Below are 20,701 nucleotides of genomic sequence, written 5' to 3' on the forward strand. Positions count from 1 at the left end.
TTAATGGACGTCTTAATTTGCGGTCACTAAAAGCAGCATTACACTCAGAGCGTCATAAAAAATCACACCAAGCTCGCTGGATCCAACAACACCGCCAATTCATCCCGACTTAAATCGGTCATTTCCACGGCCACGTCCAGTACCGGCCGTTGCTCGGCATAGGCTTTTTTAGCTATTTTTGCCGCCGCTAAATAGCCGATAACAGGGTTGAGCGCGGTCACTAATATTGGGTTGCGAGCGAGGCTGTCCGCCATTACCGCCTCGTCGATGGTGAAGTCAGCGATGGCTTTATCGGCCAGCGCCCGACAGGCAGTACTCAGCATATCGATACTTTGCAGTAGGTTGTAGGCAATGACCGGCAGCATGACATTCAACTGAAAATTACCTGACTGCCCGGCGACGGTTATGCAGGCGTCGTTGCCAATTACCTGCGCGGCAGCCATCGCCACCGCCTCGGGTATCACTGGGTTTACTTTGCCCGGCATAATACTGCTGCCGGGCTGCAGCGCTGGCAGGCGGATTTCGCCCAAGCCCGCTAGCGGGCCGCTGTTCATCCAGCGCAGATCATTACTGATCTTCATTAACGCCACCGCCAAGGCCTTTAATTGACCAGAGGCGGCCACCGCCGTGTCTTGGCTAGATAGCGCCTCAAACAGCGAGCTGTTGGGTTTAAAACTCAAGCCGGTGTCGATACTAATCGCCAAGCAAAACTTCTCAGAAAATAAATCGGGCGAATTCACCCCGGTGCCAACGGCTGTTGCACCTTGCGCCAACTGACAAAGTTGCTTTTGGGTATCCAGAAGACGTTTGCGGGCCTTATGAATTTGTTCTGCCCAGGCCGAAATTTCTTGAGACAACTTAATCGGCATCGCATCCATAAGATGGGTTCGACCGGTTTTGAGAACACCGTCAAGCTGGCTAGCCTTGCGTTTAAGTACAGCCTCTAAATGTTCTAGCGCTGGCAATAATTGCTTGTGTAAGGCCAGCGCCGCGCTGACATGGATCGCGCTAGGAATAACATCATTACTACTTTGACTCATATTGACGTGGTCATTGGCGCTGACCTCAAGACCGCTACTCTCGCTGGCAAGGTTAGCCAATACCTCGTTTACGTTCATATTTGTGCTAGTGCCCGAACCGGTTTGAAATACATCAATCGGGAATTGGTCGCTATAGGCGCCATCCAAAACCTTATCTGCAGCACTAACAATCGCCTGAAATAGATCTTCCGACAGCAGCTCCTCTTCGCGATTGACCATAGCCGCACAGCGCTTGATACGCACCACTGCGTGAATAAACTGCTCGGGCAGAACCAAACCGCTAATTGCAAAATTATCGAGGGCGCGCTGAGTTTGCGCCCCATATTTAGCCGAACTAGCAACCTTCACCTCGCCCATACTGTCGCGCTCGAGCCGAAACGTATTCATGGTATCTCCTCCCTAGCCAGCAAATTTACGCTTAAACGCCGTCATAACATAAAGCGCTTAGCTCTATGGCAATGATAATTCGTGTTATGTCCCCATAAGCCCTAAAATATATCAGCCTTAACATGGAGACCAATATGCCCACAGACTACCAAAACACTAGCACAGATCAGTGGCTACAATGGGACAAAGACCATATTTGGCACCCATACTCCTCAGTACTGAACCCGCCAGCGATGGTTCCGGTGGTATCCGCCAAAGGCGTGCGACTCACGCTAGCCGATGGTCGTGAACTTATTGATGGTATGTCATCTTGGTGGTCAGCTATACACGGCTATAATCATCCGGCCTTAAACGCGGCGGCAAAAGCCCAGCTCGATGATATGTCTCATGTTATGTTTGGCGGGCTTACTCACCCCGCCGCCGCCACCCTAGGCAAACGCTTGGTAGATATTACCCCAGCGCCACTCACCCGCGTATTCATCTCTGATTCTGGCTCTGTTGCTGTAGAGGTCGCCATTAAAATGGCACTGCAATACTGGCATTCTATCGGCCAGCCCCAAAAAACCCGCTTGCTCGCCCTGCGCAACGGCTACCACGGTGACACTTTTGGCGCGATGGCGACCTGCGATCCCGTCACCGGCATGCACCATTTATTTAATAAGGTTTTGCCAGAACACCTATTTGCCGAGGCGCCCAAAACTGCCTTTGGCGAACCCGCCACCGAAGCGGATTTAGCGAACATCAAATCACTTGTACAAAACCATCATCAGGAGTTAGCTGCAGTTATCCTTGAGCCCGTTGTACAAGGTGCCGGGGGCATGCGCTTTTACGGCGGCGACTACTTAAAACAACTGCGTACACTCTGTGATGACTACGATGTATTACTCATTCACGACGAAATTGCCACCGGCTTTGGCCGCAGCGGCAAGCTCTTTGCCTGCGAGCACGCGGGTATTAGTCCCGATATTATGTGTGTCGGCAAGGCATTAACCGGCGGATACTTATCCTTAGCGGCAACCCTGTGTAGCGAAAAAATTGCCCACGGCATATGCGAAGGCGAAGCTGGCGTTTTCATGCACGGCCCCACCTTCATGGGCAACCCACTGGCATGCAGCATTGCCAATGCCAGTATCGACTTGCTTTTGGCCAGCGACTGGCAAACTAATATTCAACGAATCGAGGCAGGTCTGAAGACTGGCCTAGCCGCCGCGGCCGAGTTAAGCAGCGTCGAGACCGTACGTTGTCTTGGCGCGATTGGCGTGATCGAGATGAAGACACCGGTCAATATGGCCAGTTTGCAAGCCAAGTTTATAGACAGAGGAATCTGGATTCGACCTTTTGGCAAGCTGGTGTACACCATGCCTCCCTATATTATCAGCAACGCCGATCTCGCCCTGCTTTGCCAGCAGATGGTCGCCGCCTTGGCCGCAGAGGAATAAACCCAAATGAGTAATGCCAATTTTAAAACCTGGCTCCATGAGATTATTTTTGGCACCGAACCTGGTCCCGGTCGCAACTTCGATATTTTTTTGATTGTGGTCATACTGAGTAGCGTCGCCGCTTTGTTTGTAGATTCGGTAGCATCTATCCACCAGCGCTACGGCGATTTCTTATTTGGCATAGAAGTTTTTTTTACCATTTTATTCACGCTGGAGTATGGCGCGCGAATTTATTGTTCACCTAATCGACGCGCCTATATATTCAGTTTTTACGGCTTAATTGATCTACTCGCGACAATACCCACGTATCTTTCCATTTTCATTCCCGGCGCCCAGCACTTATTGGTCATCCGAGTATTCAGAGTGCTGCGAGTTTTTAGGGTATTTAAGCTTTTTCACTATATGAGCGAAGCCAATGTGCTGCTGCGTTCGCTGCTTGCATCACGGCGCAAAATATCTGTTTTCCTCGTTTCTGTGCTGACGGTAATCGTGGTTTTTGGCGCCTTGATGTATTTAATAGAAGGCCCTGAGAATGGCTTTACCAGTTTACCCAGAAGCATGTACTGGGCGATTGTGACCGTGACCACCGTCGGTTATGGCGACATCGCACCCCACACCCCACTGGGCCAACTCGTTGCTGCTATGGCGATGATAACGAGCTACGCCATTATCGCCATTCCCACCGGCATTCTCAGTGCAGAATTAATTCAAGAAAGTCAGCGTATGATCACCAACCGCCAGTGTGTTAACTGTGCAAAATTTGGCCACGACAAAGAAGCCAATTACTGCAAGCACTGCGGCGAAAAAATGCCGCCGCCTCAATAAGCACAATGGGCATCAAATAAAAAAGCCAGTCGCGACAAATGAGGGGGAAACCGCGACTGGCTGAGGGAAACTTCACTCTATATAAATTGCTGTATCACTCAATCTTACTTGCAATAAGCAAAGTAACGCCGAGCAAGAAAACCAGACTTATTAAACCCTATGTCTTAATAAGTCTGGTTTGCATTTTAAAATACAAACCTAGCGCCCAGCTTCACGGTGTCCATATCCCCTTCCCAGTTTGAGGCTGGCGCGGGAAAGGTCGAGTCATCAAGGTCAATTTTGTAGCGATCGTACTCTAGCGCCACAACAATATGCTCACTTACCTTCAAGTCGGCACCGACACCGAAAAAAGGCTCATCGCCATCATAGCTTTGCTTAAATCCTGCGGCGCGGAGATCCGCATCCCAAAATAGCTGCCCTGCTTTTGCATAGAGGCCCATTTGCTCGGTTAAGGGCAAGCGACCGACTACCGCCAAACCGTAGCCATCAACACTGGCTTTACCGACATCACCACCAAATGAACCGAAATCAATATAGCTAGCTTCAAAGCCTAAAAATTGATTGAGTTGTGCGCCCACTATGGCTTCTTTAAAATCATCGTCTTCATCAAAATCGCCACCGCGATCCTTATAACCACCGTAATTGGCCCCGACGTATGCGTGTGGTCCTACCGTTGGATTTGCAAACGCGGTAGATGCTAAGGTTGTTGTGCCAATAACAGCGGCAAGCAAGGCCAAGCTATGTGAATATAATGTGCGCATAAAATTTTCCTCTATGAATTGAATTCAAATTTGGAGAATCGATAAATGCGGGCCAATGGCCCGCACACAAGCGGATTACTCAGCTTCTTCTTCATTCTCTTGAATCGCTTTCCAGCGACCAAGATACTCGTCACGACTTACCGTGCCATCTGAATCAGTATCGATTGCAGAGAAATATTGGCTTAATGAGTTCTCTGATTTCGCTTCACTTTCGTCGAGTGCGCCGTCACCGTTCTGGTCCAGCGCAGTAAAAATTGCGCCGCTCGCCTCATCAGTGCCCTGCATAGCGCCCTCGCCCTGCATAGATCCTTGGCCACCCAAGCTGCCCGAGCCCATGCCGCTGCCCTGCTGAATGTCAGTATTCACACCACCTTGGCCACTACCTTGAATCGCGCCCGATACCGGCTCTGCCAAACAAAATGAACTTAATGCTAAACCTGCGAAAACTGCTGCTATCTTTTTCATGGTTTTCTCCTTAATCATTACCAATTTTAAATAATCGGAATAATTTCTGATTTATCAAATTCACCAGTGACACCTAAATTTTCCTTGCCTGTTAAAGCGTTTCTGCGGCGTCGTCTAGACAATAGCAATGGCTGTGCCAAAATTTATTTTACAATAAAAACAATAACTTATGATTTTGTCGCGAACTAAGCCACCAGGGTCGCGGTCAAATCGTTGGCATTTGGCAACACATTGCCAACATTAAATAATTTAATTAATTATTTCAGTAACTTAGCTAGTCTTTAATTTGCAACATGCTAAATTTTTATAAAATGGAAAGGGGTAATAGCGATTTTTATTAGTAAAAAACTCAGCCTTACCCAGCAATGGATAGGGACAACCGTGCTGTCGATGTTGCCGCTTATTATTGCGGTAACCTACGCCGCTTTAGAAATGAGCAGCCAAGCGCGTGCCCAACAACGCTTGGTCATGGACCAAGCGCAAATATCTCAGCTTAGTATTACCGTTCAAGAACTCAATAAGGAAATCGAGCGATCAGCACGGCAGTACCAGCTACTGCAAGACCAAAGCCTATTAGAAATACTAAAAATCAAGCAGCATCAGCTTAGTGAAAGTCTCAGCAAAATTGAGCGTCAATTACCCGAACTTAAAAACAGCAGCACATTAACGAAAATCGAGCAAATTACTGCAGATGTCAACAAGGCATCACGTAGCGACGACCCCAAACAAAAACGACAATTAGCTACGCTTTACGCAGATTTAAAGAGCGCCAGTAACGACTTACACAATCAACTAAGCAAGGCAGTTCAAAGCAATTTAAACAATGCCGAACAAGCCTTAAATAATGTTTTATGGCGCATGCTAATTACTGGCTTACTGGCGCTACCTGCAAGTTTGCTGCTACTGGGCGCAAGCTCCATCATCGTTACCCGATCCATACGCCGCTTATCTCTCGCCATTAACCATCTTGGCGAACGCAGCTGGGACACACCGATTGACATTGACGGCCCATCCGATTTAATCGAGCTCGGCCACCGATTGGAGTGGATGCGGGTTCAGCTACTAGGTGCCGAGCAATACAAGGCGCAATTCACCCAACACATCACCCACGAACTAAAAAGCCCGCTCGCTGCCATAATGGACGCACAAGCTCTTCTCGCCGATCAAATTCCGGGGCAACTCAATGACAAGCAGATGGCGGTACTCACTATTTTGCGAAATCAAGCCGAGAACCTTCAAGAGCTAATTCAACAGCTACTCAACTTCAATGCGGTATCTCAGGGTATAGCCGCCCACAAGGAGCAAATAGACTTATCTCTTATGTGCAAAAATTTAATTGCTCGTTACCGCAGTTTTTTACCGGATACCGCGCTCAACATTAAAACCCCTAGTAATGGCCAACTCGTTACCGGCAATGCCCAGCTGATCGAAATGATTTTGAGTAACTTACTGTCTAATGCCATTCACTTTTGTCGCACCGGCGGTGAAATCGCGATTAATTGGGGACATTGCAATATTAAGCAACACAGCCACGACGTTAACGCCCCCCCAGAAGATTGCAGTCATTGGTGGCTACAGGTCAGCGACAATGGCCCCGGCATTGATATTGACGAACAAGAAGCCGTATTCCGGCCCTTTTATCAAGGCAAGAACAAACGACACGGTGCCTTGAAAGGCAGTGGCATTGGACTGGCCATTGTTAAAGCCTGCGCCGAACAGGCCCAGGCGACACTGACATTAAAATCACAAAAAGACCAAGGCGCAGAATTTACGCTCTGCTTTCCCAAGCAACGATGAAACGGACTATGAAAAAAATTCTATTACTGCTCAATATTTCACTACTCGGCGCGTGTTCCTTAGTTGCTCCTGTCCCAAAACACGAGTCGGCTGCCGTCAACGACACAGCGCCGGAGGTAGTGGCAATCCACGTACCAGCGCCCGTGATCGCGTTGCTTGCAAAACGCCAGGCCTGGTGTCTACTGCCAGAAGACGAACGCTTACAGGTGCAAGGAATTTTGCAAACGCGAAACAATAGTACCAGTCAATTTCAGCAATTAATTTTGGCCACATGCGCACCTGAGCACAACGCAAAACAGAGTCGCGCATTAATCACCACGCTTAGTGCTCAGTCACTAAGTGAAGCCGAGCGGGCCTTATTGAGCCTCATCGACGATACCAACCGCGCCTTACTGCAAACCCAGCAAGAGCGTGACGTATTACAGGCCAAGCTGCGCCACACCATTGACGGTATTAGCGATATCGAAGCCCAAATCAATAGTAATGAAACCCAGCAGTTAAGAGGTCAACAATGAATACACAGTCGCGTATAAAAATACTACTAGTAGACGACGATCCCGGCGTATTGCAGTTGCTCTCAATGCGCTTAGAGGCATTAGACTTTGAGGTAGTCTGTGCCGATGGTGGCAAAAGTGCACTGGCAACGCTGCAAAAAGAGTGCGCAAATATTGTTATTTCAGATTTACGCATGGACGGTATGGATGGCATTGAGCTTTTTGAAAAAATTCAACAACAATATGCTGGCCTACCGGTCATTGTACTTACCGCCCATGGTTCTATTAAAGAAGCCGTGAGTGCGACCCAAAAAGGCGTATTCAGCTTTCTAACAAAACCTGTCGACAAAGATGAACTACTCAGCAGTATTCAGCAGGCGCTAAGTTTTAGTGTCGACAGACCATCCGGCCACGGTGTTGGAAGCAATATTATTACCTGTTGCGCGAAGATGCAGCAGCTACTAGAGCAGGCAAAATTACTGGCTAAAAGTGATATTAATATTATGATTCGCGGTGAAAGTGGCACCGGCAAAGAACTCTTAGCCAGTGCGATACAAGCTGCTAGCGATCGAGCCGACCAGCCATTTATTGCGATTAACTGCAGCGCAATTCCCGCCGACTTACTCGAGTCTGAATTGTTCGGCCACGTTAAAGGCGCGTTTACTGGCGCCAGCCGCGACAATAAGGGATTGTTCGCCAGCGCCGACGGCGGCACGGTATTCTTAGATGAGATTGGCGACATGCCTGCCCCCCTGCAAGTAAAACTACTCCGGGTGCTGCAGGAACAAAAAATCAGACCTGTTGGCAGCCAACAAGACATCAGCATCAATGTTAGAGTGCTTTCTGCCACCCACCAACACCTTGAAGACGCCATTGCTGATGGGCGATTCCGCGAGGACTTATATTACCGTCTCAATGTCGCATCGCTCAGTTTACCGGCCCTGCGCGACCGCCGCGCCGATATTCAACTTTTAGCAAAACACTTTTTACACAATATTAGTGTGCGGACAAATAGCGAGGCCAAGCGTTTTTCACCCGCCGCGCTGTGTGCGCTAATGGCCTATGATTGGCCCGGCAATATACGCCAGTTAAGCAATATTATTGAACAGCTTGCGGCGCTTTCGCCCACCGCGATTATTGGCGAGGCCCAAACCATCGCCGCCCTGCCCCAATCAAAAAATCCCGCCAGCGAGCTCCCACCGCTCGCCGAAGCTCGAAAGAAATTTGAACGCGAATATCTAGAGCAGGTGCTGGCCTCGACCAAGGGAAATGTTACCGACGCGGCGCGACAGGCCGGCCGAAATCGTTCAGATTTCCATAAGCTCATCAAAAAGCACCAGCTAAACCCCGATATTCTGCGCAATGCTAAAACCTAAACTGCCTATGACGCACGCCGCTAGCGCGCACAGATCACCTTGCGCGGCTCGCCGCACTCAGTCTTGGTCCCGATTAGCCTGACTTGGGGCGCGCCGCGTTTAAGGGAAATTGCCTCGCAATAGCTCGCAAGTAAGCATAAGCACTTTTGTTCTTTGACGTTGAGAACATAGCGATAACCACATCGCGAGAGGGTGAAACATACAGCGCCTGGCCGTCAAACCCAGATTTAAACAGATCGCCATCACTGAACAGCGCATCCCACTGCGAAAGGGCATTAACCGGCCGCTCGCCTAATTTACTTAAGGCATTCTCAGCCGCTTCTGGCGCATTTTGATAGTGTTGATTGCTTTTGAGATCTGTAATTTTATTCAGTACAGCCCCAGGTAGCGTCGCTTCATCACCTCCCGCCGGCGTATACAGCAAGCCAAAGCGGCCGAGATCACGAAGTCGGGATGCAAACATACCGTGCGCTATTGCGCGGCCATCGGGGCTTAGACCCAGCAAAGCGTCAGCTTCTGCGCCTATTTTGGACCACACTCGCTCTTGAACAACATCGGCATATCGCTTATTGCTAAGAGCTTCAATGAGTAATGCCAATATATTGGTGTTTGCCGACGAATACTCGTAGCGCAAACCGGGCTCGGCATGTGAATGCATTAGTTTTAATGCCTGATTGTGCCCAATTGCTGTTTGGCCAGCAGTGGACGCCAAGATACCTTCCGCGCTGATAAGCCTACCAATACCTGATGTAGGGTCGATATAATCTTTAGCGGTATCTACTGCGTCAATACCGCTGGCCATATCAAGAATATTCTGGACCGAAATCTCCGCCCATACACTTGCAGAAAATTCGGGCACATAGTGTGCAATTTTCTGGGTCGGGTCTAATTTATTTTCATGAATAAGCTGCTCAACAATGAGTCCGGTGATGACTTTCGCCAAGGACCACCAAAGGTGACTATCACTTGCACGCATACCGGGATACGATTCAAAAACGATATTCCCTTGGTGTAAAACAATAATGCCCTGCACCCGGCTTTTCGGATGAGCAATCACTTCTTGGAAGCTCAAATTTCCGAGCTCCGTCACTACCCTTACCTTTCCAAGTTTAGGCCGCAACTTCTTCACTAGGGACTTAACTTCTCCCGTGCGAGAAACCTGCTGATGCGGAAAAAATTGCGCCATATTTAAATAGGTATAAAGTGCCTGATTTTCGCCTAGGGCAAGTTTTATCGGTGCAAAGTCAGCTAAAATCGCGTCGCACTGACTTAGCGAAAAGCCATTTTTAGCGACAGTAACTGGCCATATTTCATTATCAGGCTGATCAGCGTATGCACCTGGTGTATTAGCAATCAGTATTACGATAACTACAAGCCACCGCACAAATGCATAATTCATTGGCGCTATTATTTCCATATATGGATATTCTCCCTGCCATTTAAAGGCTCCCATAAGTAATTATCCGCATCTCTATTACCCGGCATTGTTTTGCGAAGAAAACCATAAATATTCTGCACAATTTCGCTATGCAATGCTTCGCGCTGCTTCTTATTCTCTTCTGTCCAGGCAAAGCGCATATAAATTTTATGGTCGTCAATAAAATTGCCAAATATAAACGGAATATCTAAGCCATGAAACGCTCCCATTTCAGAGCGCCAGGGCTCCGGGTAGTTAGCCCAGGCAAACTGGTATAGGTAAACAGCGGGAAGCTGCTTTGCATATTGTTTGCTGTATTTCTTCAATCGCTTTTTTACAAATAGATTAGCGAAGTCAACCCGAACATCCCGCACAAGCCCTGAAAAAAAGCCCAATTGTTGATTAATCGTTTTGTCGCGGGGCTCGCCGTTCACCAGAGGCCAGATTTTCTCGGCACTCCGGCCAAAACCTTTTATCGGTGTGAGCGTGGTCATCTCATCCTTGGTACCGCCGATCATTAAGGGAACGCGGCTTAGGGCCTTAGCGACGGGTTTATCTGGCGTCTCGAGGCTCGCCAGCACCGTGCCATCTGCCACTATAGCTGGTGACAGTCCAAAGCCAGAGGCATTAAGCAAATCCCCTGTCGAGAGCTGATATAAATAATCTCGCATTTGCGTAGTCGCATTCGCCGCAAAGAGATCGACGCCCTCGCCGTCAACGGCAAACGCCAGATTCTGTGACGCGAGATGACTAAGTAATTTCTCGGTTCGCTTTAGAGCCGTGTCCGTAGAAGCTGAAAATGGCAAGCCCGAAAAGCTTATTGCCCCCTGAAATTTTCCCTTTGCCAGCGGTGACCGCAGTAGCGCAAGCACCGAGACCGCACCAGCAGATTGCCCTGATATCGTGATCGCCTTGCTATCGCAGCCGAACGCCAAGCAGTTTTCACTAAGCCAGTCGAGCACGCGAATCATATCTAGCAGAAAATAGCTGCCGGAATCTTCTGCTGGATCGCCAGTGTGGAGAGCGGGGCTTTGTAATGAGCCAAAAACGCCAAGGCGATAATTAGCCGTAACAACAACCGCATTTGCCTCCTCTGCCAAGCGCTGACCGTTATATAAAGGATGTGCGGAGTCGCCAACGATTCCTGAGCCGCCGTGGAAAAATACCAATACCGGTAGTAATTCCTTTGGCGAGGCCGGCGCCCAGACGTTTAGATACAAGCAATCTTCTGAGCCATATGGCTTATCGAAGCTCGCTTCGTTGTCGGTGCTATAAAAGGAGCCTATTTGCGCGCAGGGACTGGCAGGCGCCAATGCCGGCCTAATACCCGGCCACGATGCCACTGGCTGTGGCGCGCGCCAGCGTAATTCACCAATAGGCGGCGCGGCGTAGGGCACCCCTAAGTATTGGTCTATATGTCCTTTGCGCATACCGGCAATGCCACCCGAGCTAATCTCTACCGTCGTAGCACTGGCGAGCTGAGCGCAGGCAACAACTATCAGCGCAATGAATATTCGCTTTATCATTTTAATTTTTCTCTGGCTTACGAAGATCAGCCATTGGGGTAGCTGCGAGTGTTAGTGTCATTTCAGTGAAGGCAATCGTTTCGCGAAACAAGCGCTGATAATTAACTTTGTCTGCAGTACTGATACCCCAATTAAATAAGTAGTTGGGACCAGCAATATAATTTGCGGTGGGAATGCGACTACGCCCCCAAAAGACCTGCCCTTCTCCCGGCCACACATGGTCATGGAACAGGCCCTTGCCTTCCGGCCGTGTTGGCGGCCGAATAAAAGCGGGAGCTGCGTCGGCACGCTTTAAGGCGACTTCTGCGGCGGCGATCAACGGCGGAATATTTGGCATAAAGAACCAGTACGGTTCTGGGCGTCCCGTTGGCGCCCAGCGACCACCCGGCCCAGCCACCCATTCCTCGGCCCCTAAATGCTCCAGACATAGCACCGCAGCAATACGTTCTAGGGTGCCATCGTGTAGGTGCTGATCAATGAAGCTCTGCCCCCCTTGCGCACCGGCAAAGTGGCCTGAGCTTAGCAAAATCATAATGCTGCGCGGTAACGCGGCCCTCGGCAGTCGCGCAAGGTATTGCGCCATGCCAACAATCACGTTTGGACCATTATCTTCAATGCCGTTAGGCCCATCGGTATGACTATTGAGCACCACGAGCTCGTCAGATTGACCCGGTATAATGCCAATTAAATTACTACTGTTAACCTTGGCAATGCGTGCCTCTAAAGTGAGACGAAGCTCAACATCCCCATTGGCCATATTGGCTAGGTACTTAGCCGTGTCTTGGTCAACATATAGTGCAGGCACATTTCGATTGATAGCATCGTAGGGCGCATACATCCCTAGCGCATTATTGCTAGGCTCATCGAGACCGATGATAGCCGCGCTGGCCCCAGCGCGGTGGAGCATATCTAGTTTCTTAGCGAGAGTGCTCAATGCAAAATAGCTGCGCTGATATGGCGTGTCAGCGTGAACACTGGCCGCAGGATCATAACGACGCCACGCGGCACTCTCGAAAACCGCCAAGGTAGATTCTGGCTTTTTGAGTGATAGCAGTACAATCTTCCCGACGAGCTCACCCTCACCATAGCGTGCATCTGCGCTAATGAGTTTGAGCTTACCAACGACGCCGCTGGCGGACGTCGATCCTGAATACGGGAGATAAGCTGCAGTTGGTAATGACACCGCGCCTTGCGCACCCATTAGCTCCAAGCCCCAGCTGTCGGCCAACCATTGATTGAGTTCGACTGGTTCGCGATAAATGCGATCTACCCCGGCGCGCTGTAAGCGCTTTTGCAACTCATCAATATACGCCTCATGGGCCACGCTGCCTGCGGCGCGTAGGCCGCGAGCATCGAGATCTAGTTGCCAGTCTCGGTGCTGATCTATCGACACAAATTGCGCAGGATCAAGTGCGCTTGCCGCAGAAGCAGGCAAAGCCTCCATTGGCCACGCTATATCGGCATTAGCGAAGTTCATTAACGTCACATAAACCAACAGCATTGTGATGCATTTGAAACGCAGGACCATGACTAGAACTCCAAGCTAAAGCGGGCGCTAATGGTTCGCGGCGCATTAAGAATCGCAAAATCGTTCGCTGAAGGTGTGTTTATCAAGCTAACCGCGGCTGTTTCATCGGTGATATTCAGGACATTCAGCGCGAGTTTGGGATTTCCCGTAAGCGATGGCAGGGAGAGATTTAAGCTGAAATTATAGGTACCGTAATCGTTAACAATATCGTCGTTGGCAATGTCATTATATGTTTCACCCACATAGGTATAGCCAATCAATCCAGAAACATTGACCAGCCAATCTGGCGAGCCAAAGAAAGCGAGATTGCCACTGTACTGATAGTCCGCGGACCCAGGCAAGGGTTTACCTGCAGGCACAGTGTCTCGTCCCGCTTGAAAGTCTTCAGTAGTTTTAGCATCGACGGTGCCGCCGCTCACTGTTAGTACAACCCCAGGAATTGGCGTTAACCAACGTAAATTCGCTTCAAATCCGTCACTTTCGGCGGTGCCAACATTGTCGTAATAATTAATTTGGATGGCGTTTTTCAATACCACTAAGGCGTCTGTGTAATCGATATGGAAAGCCGTTACGTCAAACTCCAAACGATTGTCAAACCAGCTTGAGCGCGCGCCTAATTCATAATTCCAAATATAATCTGATTTATAGGTGCCCGGCACATTTTCCAATTCGCTCTCCGGAATATTCTGAATGCCGCCAAACCTAAAACCCTTGTTTGCCAAGAAATAAACTGAATGGTCATCGCTAAAGCGGTAGGTTACAGAGAACTTAGGGTTGATGCCCTCCTCCTCAATAGTGGTTGTTAAGTTAGCAGGAGACATACCGTTATTCACTGCGCGGGCACCAACGCCCTGGCCGACAAACCCTCCCGCGACCGTGGTTTGGTAAACTCGTGCGCCTGCCGAAATTTCCAAAAATTGCCATGGATACCACGTTAAGTCGAAAAACAGCGCTTGCTCCTTAGCTAAGGCGTTGGTTTCGGCACACAATACCGCGAGTTCACAAGCCACATTACCGGCATCAAGCCCTAAAGACGCTAAGGTTTCTGCCGTTATCGCGCCTAATCCGAAGGCATTCGCGGTCGCATTAACGGCATTCGTTAATTCTTCGTAGCTACCCGAAGCCATATTAAGCGCCTGTGAATTTAGCACTAAGGCATAGCGAATTGGCGAGCGGAGGTAATACGCTCCCAAGAGCCATTCTAATTTCTCGCCACCCACTGATTGAATTCTAAGCTCTTGTTGAAAAGAGGTTGATTCTTGGTCTGTTTCAAAAGGGATAGCCAGCGCATCTGGCGCCCCCGCAGGTGGAATTCCAGCAATGCCACCATAGGAATCAATAATATTAAAACGCTCTTTTTCTGTTCTTGAGGTCGATGAGATCACCTCAAATTTTTCAGCGGTGTACTGTATACCAAGATTATAAAGTGCAAACCGATGCTTGTTGGGCCACGGAATAAGTGAGCCCTCGGTTTCTCGCGGGCCTTCCCGTGAATCGGCGATGATCAATCCATTTTCAGCATTATAATCTTGATCAAGATAGGTAAATTTTAATTGCCATTCTTCACTAGGCTCCCAGGTCACACCAACACGAATTTGTTCGCCCTCGCCGCTATTAACATCTTTCTGCGCTTGTTCAGGGCGAATATCGTCGGTGACACCAGGATACTCTCTCGTAATATAGGTCAATCTAATACCGAGATCGCCATCTTCACCAAGCAGCGGCGCGTTGACGACAATACCTTGGGTTAACGCCTCGGAACCGTCCTTTGGTGAGATATATTGTGCGAAATAACGCGCTTGAAATTCATTAGGCAGCGCGTCATTCAAGCGATAGCGCAAGACCCCAGATAATGCCGCGCCACCAAAAAGCGTCCCTTGGGGGCCTTTAAGTACTTCTACTGCCGCGAGATCAAAGGCAGATAAGTCCGGTGTAATACTGGCCGCATAGGGCTCATTGAGCGCTGTGTCACCGATAAATATACCTACCGGGTAAGGCACGGTGCTATTGGGCGACGAGCTTGTGGAGATCCCCCGCATGACAATTCGCTGATCGCCCGGCCGCGCGGCATTCGCTGTGACACCGGGGGTTTGTTCGAGCATATCATTAATACTGAGAATCCCCTGGGACTCCATATTTTCACCGCTAATCGCGGCCATCGACGCGGGCAAATCGCGCATGGACTTCTCGCGCTTAGTGGCGGTTACGATAACCTCTTCTAGCACTCGATGATTCTTACTTTTAGCAGCATGCGTAGACGACTTCTGCACTTCGTCTGCCGCGCTAGCAGTCGCACTTACAAGCATGCTGCTCGTAAGCAAGGCAATTATTTTCCTTCTAGGAAAGCTTTTCATAATGGTGTCACTCTTTTATTTTTTTGGGTTTACATCTAGCTTTATTCACTTACTAGGGCTTGCATTGAAATTAGCAGCTCGTCATCGATTGGCGGTAAATGGGGAATTAGGCAGCTAATTAAATAGTCGAGCCGATGAACAAATGACGAGATGCGCAATGAATATTTGCCATTTTGTACCAGCGGCCTAAAAAGTGGTTCAAACTCATCCCGTGGCAACGCGGCAATTGCCTCGATATCGGCCTGAATTGGCACTGTACGGCCAGTGGTACGGGTCCGTTCCGCATTAGTCGCAATCAAACCAATTAGGGCGTTATAGGCGATGGCGACATCTTCTAGCTGCTCATCATTTTCGCAACACGCTTGCTGCACTCGCACGAGGCAACGCATGTGTATTTTCCAAGCCGAGGTGCCCGCCGGTGCGTGACAAAATTTGGGGTAGACAATCTGAGTTTTCCGCACCGCGAGTAAATGTTCAATAAGCTGCTGACGAAGTGGCTGAGGATTGTTTTTATCAGGAACGGGGATTCGCGTCATTAATGCACTTAAAGCATCCCGCTCGACGGCCTCAATATTGTCAACATAGTTATACAAGGTTGCGTGATTGATGCCGAGTTGCCGCGCTAACGCGCGCAAACTCAAACTTTTAAAACCTTCTTGCTCCATCGTCAAAAGCGCCGCATCGACAATTTGCTGATGCGTGACTTTTTTCGGTCTACCCGCAACTTTCGTAGGCGGCTTTTTTGACGCGTTCATAGGCCCAACTAATGATATTATAGTATTTATAACCACATGGTTATTTATAATTTATGACCTCGTTTACTTATTGTCAAGCACCGAATAGTGCTGCTGCCGCGGGCTAAATGGCGCTAAAGCTCATTATTTTCTTATAGAACATCGGTTTAAGCTCGATATACTGCCCACAGCGACACGGCAAAAAAGCGAAAAAAGGCGCAGCGAAATTATGATTGAACATCTCTCCTTTTCAGTTACGGGCCAAGGCCTACACAGTATTACTTCGGTTGTAAGCCAGAGCATCGCGCGACGCTTCCAGGGACAAGATGGCTTATGCACACTGTTTATTCAGCACACCTCGGCAAGCTTGCTCATTCAAGAGAACTACGACGACAGCGCGCGCATTGATTTAGAGCGCTGGCTTAATCGACTGGTGCCAGAGAACGACCCTCTTTACACCCACACCCTTGAAGGCCCCGACGATATGCCCGCCCATATTAAAGCGGCATTGACTGCAAGCTCCCTCGCCATTCCAATCATTGACGGTCAACTTGCCCTCGGCAGTTGGCAGGGCATTTACCTTTGGGAGCATCGTCGCGCCGCGGGTAAACGCACACTTGTCATGCACTTAAGCAATTAGTTTCCGCAATTGTTCAGTGGGGGTTAATGTCTGTGGCCTAGACTATGAACTAAGCGTCATCATTCTTTTGAGATCGCTATGCTATTCTTGGCAAAATTTCAGCCTTACAAACACCACAGGAAACCCTAAATGTTGCGTTTAAAAAAATACTTATTAGGATTGGCGCTTCTTGGCAGTATTAACAGCTACGGTCTTGAGCTAGGCGGCACACTCACCGATGTCAGCATTCCCTCAAAAGGCGAACTGGTCTTAAATAAATCGAAAGTCGATTACAAAAGCTGGTCTACCGCCAGCATTCAACGTGGCTCGCCAGCTTTAATTTTCCATCTTGCCGCGCGAATGTCCTCCGACAACATCATTGCACCACTGCGCACGCGCTTAGAGGAGCAAGATTTCGCTCCTGGCAGTTTTCAGTCCATCAGCGTGGTCAACATCGACGACGCCATGTGGGGTACCTCTGGTATGGTCAGTAGCGAAATGGAGAAAAACAAACGCGCCCACCCTGAAGCCGTGCTGGTCGCCGATGACGCTAGCCGTGGACGTAAAGCTTGGCAATTAAAGGAAAGCAGCGTGGCGGTCATACTGCTTGATGCGAACGGAAAAATTCGCTACTTAAAAGAAGGTAAGCTTGGCCGCAAAGATATAGACACCATTATGGCCTTACTCAATACAGAAATTTCTCGGGTCGCCAGCAAATAACGCTGGCGCGGCAACCGCACAATAGCTATTTTTTAGGGCTGCCGAAGCACTGGCGGCCTTCCACTAATTTAGCAAATTTACGCAGCATTAATTTCACGCCAATGTGCATAACCGGACTGAAAACCGGCAAAAAATATCGACTGAAGCCTTTTGGACGCATAGCCATTGTCCATTTAACCTTACAGCTGCTGCTATCCAGTTCTTCGACCTGATAGCGCTCGGCAAAAGATTCAATATTGTCTTCACTGGCATGCGTGAAGCAAAATGCCATTTCCCGACCACGCTCCCACGCGATAAACTCTTCGTAGCCAACTAGATTGCCCACCATCGTCACTGTGCGTGTTGTGCCAATGCCAAACGGCTGCGGTGCGGTCCACTCCACGTTGAGTATCGGCATCGCCCAGCGCGGCCAGTCGTCGGCATTTTCAAAGGAAGAAAACACATCAGCAGCACTAGCACGAACCACAACCTCCGCCACATAGCGGAATGGGGCCGTATCGAAAAAAGTCATGTCGACTGTTTTACACGGGTATTTCTTTGCCACGCAACGTCTCCAAGTGAAAATGGATCTAAGTCTGGTCCAAAAACCAGACACCAGCAGCAGATCTGAACAATGACTGATCAACTGCTAGGCCGAAATCTAACACCGCGAGTAAAACTCAAACAAGCAATGATGATGAATATGACAAAGTCTTCATCTACGGCCACAAGGTAAAGTAATGAGCCCATCCTCCGAAACATTGTCGATTTTGTACCAAGATGAAAACATCATCGCCATCAATAAGCCCACGGGCCTACTGGTTCACCGCAGCCCTATTGATCGCCACGAAACGCGCTTTGCCATCCAATTACTTAGGGATCAGATCGGCCAGTATGTCTACCCAGCACATCGCTTGGACAAGCCCACCTCAGGAGTATTACTGTTTGCGTTAAACTCAGACATCGCAAGCCAACTCGCCCAAGCGTTCCAGGCTCACAAGGTCGAGAAATCCTACCTCGCGGTGCTGCGTGGCTACTGCCCCGATGCGGGCCACATCGACCACCCCCTAACGGAAGAACCCGATAAGCGCATTGCCCGCAGCAAACCAGCCGCACCGCAAGACGCGATCACCAACTTCCGCCGCCTAGCGACATACGAGCTCGACGCCCACATTGAAACCTACCCCCAGTCCCGCTACTCCCTCGTCCTCGCTCAGCCTATGACCGGCCGCCGTCACCAGCTACGTCGCCACTTCAAACATATATCGCACCCAATTATTGGCGACGCCAAACACGGCCGTGGACGTCATAATCGCTACTTCGCTGATCAGCTCGCCTGCCCGCGCCTACTACTTCACGCATTGCAAATGCGCTTTATTCACCCGCTAAGTAAGCAGGAAATACGCTTGCAAGCGCCGCTAGATCAGCATTTCACCGAACTCATTAAGCGCTTTAGTTGGGAGGACAGCTTCACCAATGAATGGCAAGTCGAAAAGGTTACTAAATTATAACTTACATGCATGAAACTTTCGCCGTAAGGTAGGCCTATGGGAACAATATCGCTTACCGCCCCGCGTACCGAGCCATGACTCCCACGCAATAAGGGCAAGACAGGTGCAAGCTTAATGAGCATAACGAATTATTACGATTACATCATTGTGGGTGCAGGCTCGGCCGGTTGCGCCCTAGCCAATCGATTATCAGAAAACCCAAAACACAAAGTCTTATTACTCGAGGCGGGAGGCAAGGACACTCACCCAATGGTGCACATCCCCCTCGGCTTTGCCTTCACCATGAAAAATCCCGATTTTAGCTGGTGTTATCGAAGTGAGGCCGAGCCTCATATGAATCAACGCTGCATTGATCAGCCTAGGGGTAAATTGCTTGGCGGCTCCAGCTCTATTAACGGCATGGTGTATATTCGCGGCCAGCGGGAAGACTACGATCACTGGGCTGAGCTTGGCAATCGCGGCTGGGGCTACGACGATTTGTTACCGATTTTTAAGCGCTGCGAACACAATAATAATGGCGAGGACGATTATCACGGCAAAGACGGCCAGCTCTGGGTCGACAATGTCGCTAACAAATACGACTTGGCCGAAATGTATATCCAGGCGGCGGTAGAGTCGGGGATACCCCACAACACTGATTTTAATGGCGCCAGTCAGGAAGGTGCGGGGTATTTTCAGGTTAATATTCGCAATGGCCTGCGCCAAAGTTGCGCCAAAACCTATTTAAAACCCATATTGAAACGCCCGAATTTGCAGGTTGAAACCCGCGCCCTCGCGAGCCGCATTGAGTTTCAAGGCAACAAAGCCACTGCTTTGCGTTATCTGCAAAACAATAAAGAAATTACCGCCCGCTGCCGCGCCGAAATTATTCTCTGCGGTGGTGCAATCAATTCACCACAATTATTAGAACTGTCGGGGATTGGCAACCCTGAATTACTGCAGCAACGCAGTATCAAAGTCGCTGTCGCTCTGCCTGGGGTTGGCGAGAATTTGCAAGACCACCTCACCGTTAATACCCAGCGCGCCTTTGTTGGCTTGAAGACATTCTACGAAGACAGCCGCCCACTGGCGATGATAAAAACCTTCGCTAAACTGATTTTTAAACGCAGTGGCATGCTGACTCACCCGGCCTCTCAAGTCGGTGTGTTTTTCAAGACGGATCCCGCCTTAACGCGGCCAGACGCCCAGATTCATTTCACCCCGGCTGCGGGCACCCAAGATGAAAAAGGTCGAATGATCACTGTGCCAGGCACCACTGCCACCGTATGCTATTTGCGGCCCAAAAGCCGTGGTTGGGTACATATTCGCAGTAACGACGCCCGCGACGCCCCAGCGCTATTGCATAATTACTTGGCCGAAGAGGAAGACCGCCAGAAAATGATCGCCGCCGTGCGTAAAACCCGAGCGATTTTTGAAGCGCCGGTGTTTGCCGCAAACCGGAGGGACGAGCTCATTCCTGGACCAGAGGTACAAAGCGATGAAGAGATATTAGAATTCATTCGCAATACGGGTGAGTCGGTCTACCACCCCGTTGGTACCTGTAAAATGGGCAGCGACCCCATGGCGGTCGTCGACGACCGCCTAAAAGTACATGGCGTAAGGGGCTTGCGGGTTGCCGATGCGTCTATTATGCCAACCTTGATCTCCGGCAACACCAATGCCACTGCCGTGCTGATTGGCGAGCGTTGCGCAGACTTTATTTTAAGTGGGGATTAGTATGGTCTGTTGG

The 20,701-nt window shown here is 49.6% G+C and carries 18 protein-coding genes; 9 read left to right on the forward strand and 9 right to left on the reverse strand.

Annotation, left to right across the window (positions count from 1 at the left end; all coding sequences use genetic code 11):
- Positions 1 to 62: 62 nt before the first annotated feature.
- Positions 63 to 1,427, reverse strand: coding sequence for a class II fumarate hydratase (locus AZF00_RS10850; RefSeq protein WP_008249489.1), 1,365 nt, complete (start codon positions 1,425 to 1,427; stop codon positions 63 to 65).
- 134 nt (positions 1,428 to 1,561) lie between these two features.
- Here AZF00_RS10850 and bioA point away from each other — a divergent pair, with 134 nt between their 5' ends.
- Both bioA and AZF00_RS10860 read left to right on the forward strand, forming a co-directional pair.
- Positions 1,562 to 2,866 carry an adenosylmethionine--8-amino-7-oxononanoate transaminase gene (gene bioA, locus AZF00_RS10855; RefSeq protein ID WP_008249488.1) on the forward strand — a complete coding sequence of 435 codons (1,305 nt, stop codon included), beginning with the start codon at positions 1,562 to 1,564 and terminating at the stop codon, positions 2,864 to 2,866.
- A 6-nt stretch (positions 2,867 to 2,872) separates the two neighbouring features.
- Positions 2,873 to 3,691, forward strand: a complete 819-nt coding sequence (locus AZF00_RS10860) for an ion transporter (protein WP_008249487.1) — start codon at positions 2,873 to 2,875, stop codon at positions 3,689 to 3,691.
- 185 nt (positions 3,692 to 3,876) lie between these two features.
- On the opposite strand, the gene AZF00_RS10865 is transcribed toward AZF00_RS10860, so the two are convergent.
- Positions 3,877 to 4,452 (reverse strand): outer membrane beta-barrel protein, encoded by a 576-nt coding sequence (locus AZF00_RS10865; RefSeq protein ID WP_008249486.1) that lies wholly within the window; start codon positions 4,450 to 4,452, stop codon positions 3,877 to 3,879.
- A gap of 75 nt (positions 4,453 to 4,527) precedes the next feature.
- Complete coding sequence (locus tag AZF00_RS10870; protein ID WP_008249485.1) at positions 4,528 to 4,917, reverse strand: EF-hand domain-containing protein; 390 nt, start codon at positions 4,915 to 4,917, stop codon at positions 4,528 to 4,530.
- Between the two features lie 390 nt (positions 4,918 to 5,307).
- Between AZF00_RS10870 and AZF00_RS10875 the strand changes: the two genes are divergently transcribed.
- From AZF00_RS10875 to AZF00_RS10885, 3 genes are read left to right on the forward strand one after another with little or no spacing between them, the layout of a single operon-like run.
- Positions 5,308 to 6,714 carry a sensor histidine kinase gene (locus AZF00_RS10875; protein ID WP_008249484.1) on the forward strand — a complete coding sequence of 469 codons (1,407 nt, stop codon included), beginning with the start codon at positions 5,308 to 5,310 and terminating at the stop codon, positions 6,712 to 6,714.
- An 8-nt stretch (positions 6,715 to 6,722) separates the two neighbouring features.
- Complete coding sequence (locus tag AZF00_RS10880; protein ID WP_008249483.1) at positions 6,723 to 7,229, forward strand: hypothetical protein; 507 nt, start codon at positions 6,723 to 6,725, stop codon at positions 7,227 to 7,229.
- Positions 7,226 to 8,584 (forward strand): sigma 54-interacting transcriptional regulator, encoded by a 1,359-nt coding sequence (locus AZF00_RS10885; protein WP_008249482.1) that lies wholly within the window; start codon positions 7,226 to 7,228, stop codon positions 8,582 to 8,584. Before AZF00_RS10880 ends, AZF00_RS10885 begins: the two co-directional genes overlap by 4 nt.
- A 73-nt stretch (positions 8,585 to 8,657) precedes the next feature.
- Here the strand turns inward: AZF00_RS10885 and AZF00_RS10890 are convergent, their stop codons facing one another.
- From AZF00_RS10890 to AZF00_RS10910, 5 genes are all read right to left on the reverse strand, one after another.
- Positions 8,658 to 10,001 carry a serine hydrolase domain-containing protein gene (locus tag AZF00_RS10890; protein WP_008249481.1) on the reverse strand — a complete coding sequence of 448 codons (1,344 nt, stop codon included), beginning with the start codon at positions 9,999 to 10,001 and terminating at the stop codon, positions 8,658 to 8,660.
- Positions 9,992 to 11,527 carry a carboxylesterase family protein gene (locus AZF00_RS10895; protein ID WP_008249480.1) on the reverse strand — a complete coding sequence of 512 codons (1,536 nt, stop codon included), beginning with the start codon at positions 11,525 to 11,527 and terminating at the stop codon, positions 9,992 to 9,994. Before AZF00_RS10895 ends, AZF00_RS10890 begins: the two co-directional genes overlap by 10 nt.
- A gap of 1 nt (position 11,528) precedes the next feature.
- Complete coding sequence (locus AZF00_RS10900; RefSeq protein WP_008249479.1) at positions 11,529 to 13,055, reverse strand: M28 family peptidase; 1,527 nt, start codon at positions 13,053 to 13,055, stop codon at positions 11,529 to 11,531.
- 2 nt (positions 13,056 to 13,057) lie between these two features.
- Positions 13,058 to 15,361 (reverse strand): TonB-dependent receptor, encoded by a 2,304-nt coding sequence (locus AZF00_RS10905; protein WP_050985186.1) that lies wholly within the window; start codon positions 15,359 to 15,361, stop codon positions 13,058 to 13,060.
- A gap of 89 nt (positions 15,362 to 15,450) precedes the next feature.
- The gene (locus AZF00_RS10910) at positions 15,451 to 16,164 is read right to left on the reverse strand and encodes a TetR/AcrR family transcriptional regulator (protein ID WP_008249477.1); all 714 of its coding nucleotides are present in this window, start codon (positions 16,162 to 16,164) and stop codon (positions 15,451 to 15,453) included.
- Between the two features lie 208 nt (positions 16,165 to 16,372).
- Between AZF00_RS10910 and AZF00_RS10915 the strand changes: the two genes are divergently transcribed.
- Both AZF00_RS10915 and AZF00_RS10920 read left to right on the forward strand, forming a co-directional pair.
- Positions 16,373 to 16,783, forward strand: a complete 411-nt coding sequence (locus tag AZF00_RS10915) for a secondary thiamine-phosphate synthase enzyme YjbQ (RefSeq protein WP_008249475.1) — start codon at positions 16,373 to 16,375, stop codon at positions 16,781 to 16,783.
- A gap of 129 nt (positions 16,784 to 16,912) precedes the next feature.
- Complete coding sequence (locus AZF00_RS10920; RefSeq protein WP_008249474.1) at positions 16,913 to 17,482, forward strand: YtfJ family protein; 570 nt, start codon at positions 16,913 to 16,915, stop codon at positions 17,480 to 17,482.
- Between the two features lie 25 nt (positions 17,483 to 17,507).
- Here the strand turns inward: AZF00_RS10920 and AZF00_RS10925 are convergent, their stop codons facing one another.
- Positions 17,508 to 18,026 carry an SRPBCC family protein gene (locus AZF00_RS10925; RefSeq protein WP_143829381.1) on the reverse strand — a complete coding sequence of 173 codons (519 nt, stop codon included), beginning with the start codon at positions 18,024 to 18,026 and terminating at the stop codon, positions 17,508 to 17,510.
- Positions 18,027 to 18,201: 175 nt separating this feature from the next.
- Here AZF00_RS10925 and AZF00_RS10930 point away from each other — a divergent pair, with 175 nt between their 5' ends.
- Together AZF00_RS10930 and AZF00_RS10935 are read left to right on the forward strand one after the other, a co-directional pair.
- Complete coding sequence (locus AZF00_RS10930; protein WP_008249468.1) at positions 18,202 to 18,972, forward strand: pseudouridine synthase; 771 nt, start codon at positions 18,202 to 18,204, stop codon at positions 18,970 to 18,972.
- Positions 18,973 to 19,086: 114 nt separating this feature from the next.
- Complete coding sequence (locus AZF00_RS10935) at positions 19,087 to 20,688, forward strand: GMC family oxidoreductase (RefSeq protein WP_008249466.1); 1,602 nt, start codon at positions 19,087 to 19,089, stop codon at positions 20,686 to 20,688.
- The last annotated feature ends 13 nt before the right edge of the window (positions 20,689 to 20,701 follow it).

This window comes from Zhongshania aliphaticivorans, assembly GCF_001586255.1.
In the GTDB taxonomy this organism is placed as follows: domain Bacteria; phylum Pseudomonadota; class Gammaproteobacteria; order Pseudomonadales; family Spongiibacteraceae; genus Spongiibacter; species Spongiibacter aliphaticivorans.

Coding starts and splice junctions, on each gene's coding strand:
- AZF00_RS10850 (WP_008249489.1), bottom strand. CDS start 1,427: ATGAATACGTTTCGGCTCGAGCGCGACAGTATGGGCGAGGTGAAGGTT.
- bioA (WP_008249488.1), top strand. CDS start 1,562: ATGCCCACAGACTACCAAAACACTAGCACAGATCAGTGGCTACAATGG.
- AZF00_RS10860 (WP_008249487.1), top strand. CDS start 2,873: ATGAGTAATGCCAATTTTAAAACCTGGCTCCATGAGATTATTTTTGGC.
- AZF00_RS10865 (WP_008249486.1), bottom strand. CDS start 4,452: ATGCGCACATTATATTCACATAGCTTGGCCTTGCTTGCCGCTGTTATT.
- AZF00_RS10870 (WP_008249485.1), bottom strand. CDS start 4,917: ATGAAAAAGATAGCAGCAGTTTTCGCAGGTTTAGCATTAAGTTCATTT.
- AZF00_RS10875 (WP_008249484.1), top strand. CDS start 5,308: ATGTTGCCGCTTATTATTGCGGTAACCTACGCCGCTTTAGAAATGAGC.
- AZF00_RS10880 (WP_008249483.1), top strand. CDS start 6,723: ATGAAAAAAATTCTATTACTGCTCAATATTTCACTACTCGGCGCGTGT.
- AZF00_RS10885 (WP_008249482.1), top strand. CDS start 7,226: ATGAATACACAGTCGCGTATAAAAATACTACTAGTAGACGACGATCCC.
- AZF00_RS10890 (WP_008249481.1), bottom strand. CDS start 10,001: ATGGAAATAATAGCGCCAATGAATTATGCATTTGTGCGGTGGCTTGTA.
- AZF00_RS10895 (WP_008249480.1), bottom strand. CDS start 11,527: ATGATAAAGCGAATATTCATTGCGCTGATAGTTGTTGCCTGCGCTCAG.
- AZF00_RS10900 (WP_008249479.1), bottom strand. CDS start 13,055: ATGGTCCTGCGTTTCAAATGCATCACAATGCTGTTGGTTTATGTGACG.
- AZF00_RS10905 (WP_050985186.1), bottom strand. CDS start 15,361: ATGCTTGTAAGTGCGACTGCTAGCGCGGCAGACGAAGTGCAGAAGTCG.
- AZF00_RS10910 (WP_008249477.1), bottom strand. CDS start 16,164: ATGAACGCGTCAAAAAAGCCGCCTACGAAAGTTGCGGGTAGACCGAAA.
- AZF00_RS10915 (WP_008249475.1), top strand. CDS start 16,373: ATGATTGAACATCTCTCCTTTTCAGTTACGGGCCAAGGCCTACACAGT.
- AZF00_RS10920 (WP_008249474.1), top strand. CDS start 16,913: ATGTTGCGTTTAAAAAAATACTTATTAGGATTGGCGCTTCTTGGCAGT.
- AZF00_RS10930 (WP_008249468.1), top strand. CDS start 18,202: ATGAGCCCATCCTCCGAAACATTGTCGATTTTGTACCAAGATGAAAAC.
- AZF00_RS10935 (WP_008249466.1), top strand. CDS start 19,087: ATGAGCATAACGAATTATTACGATTACATCATTGTGGGTGCAGGCTCG.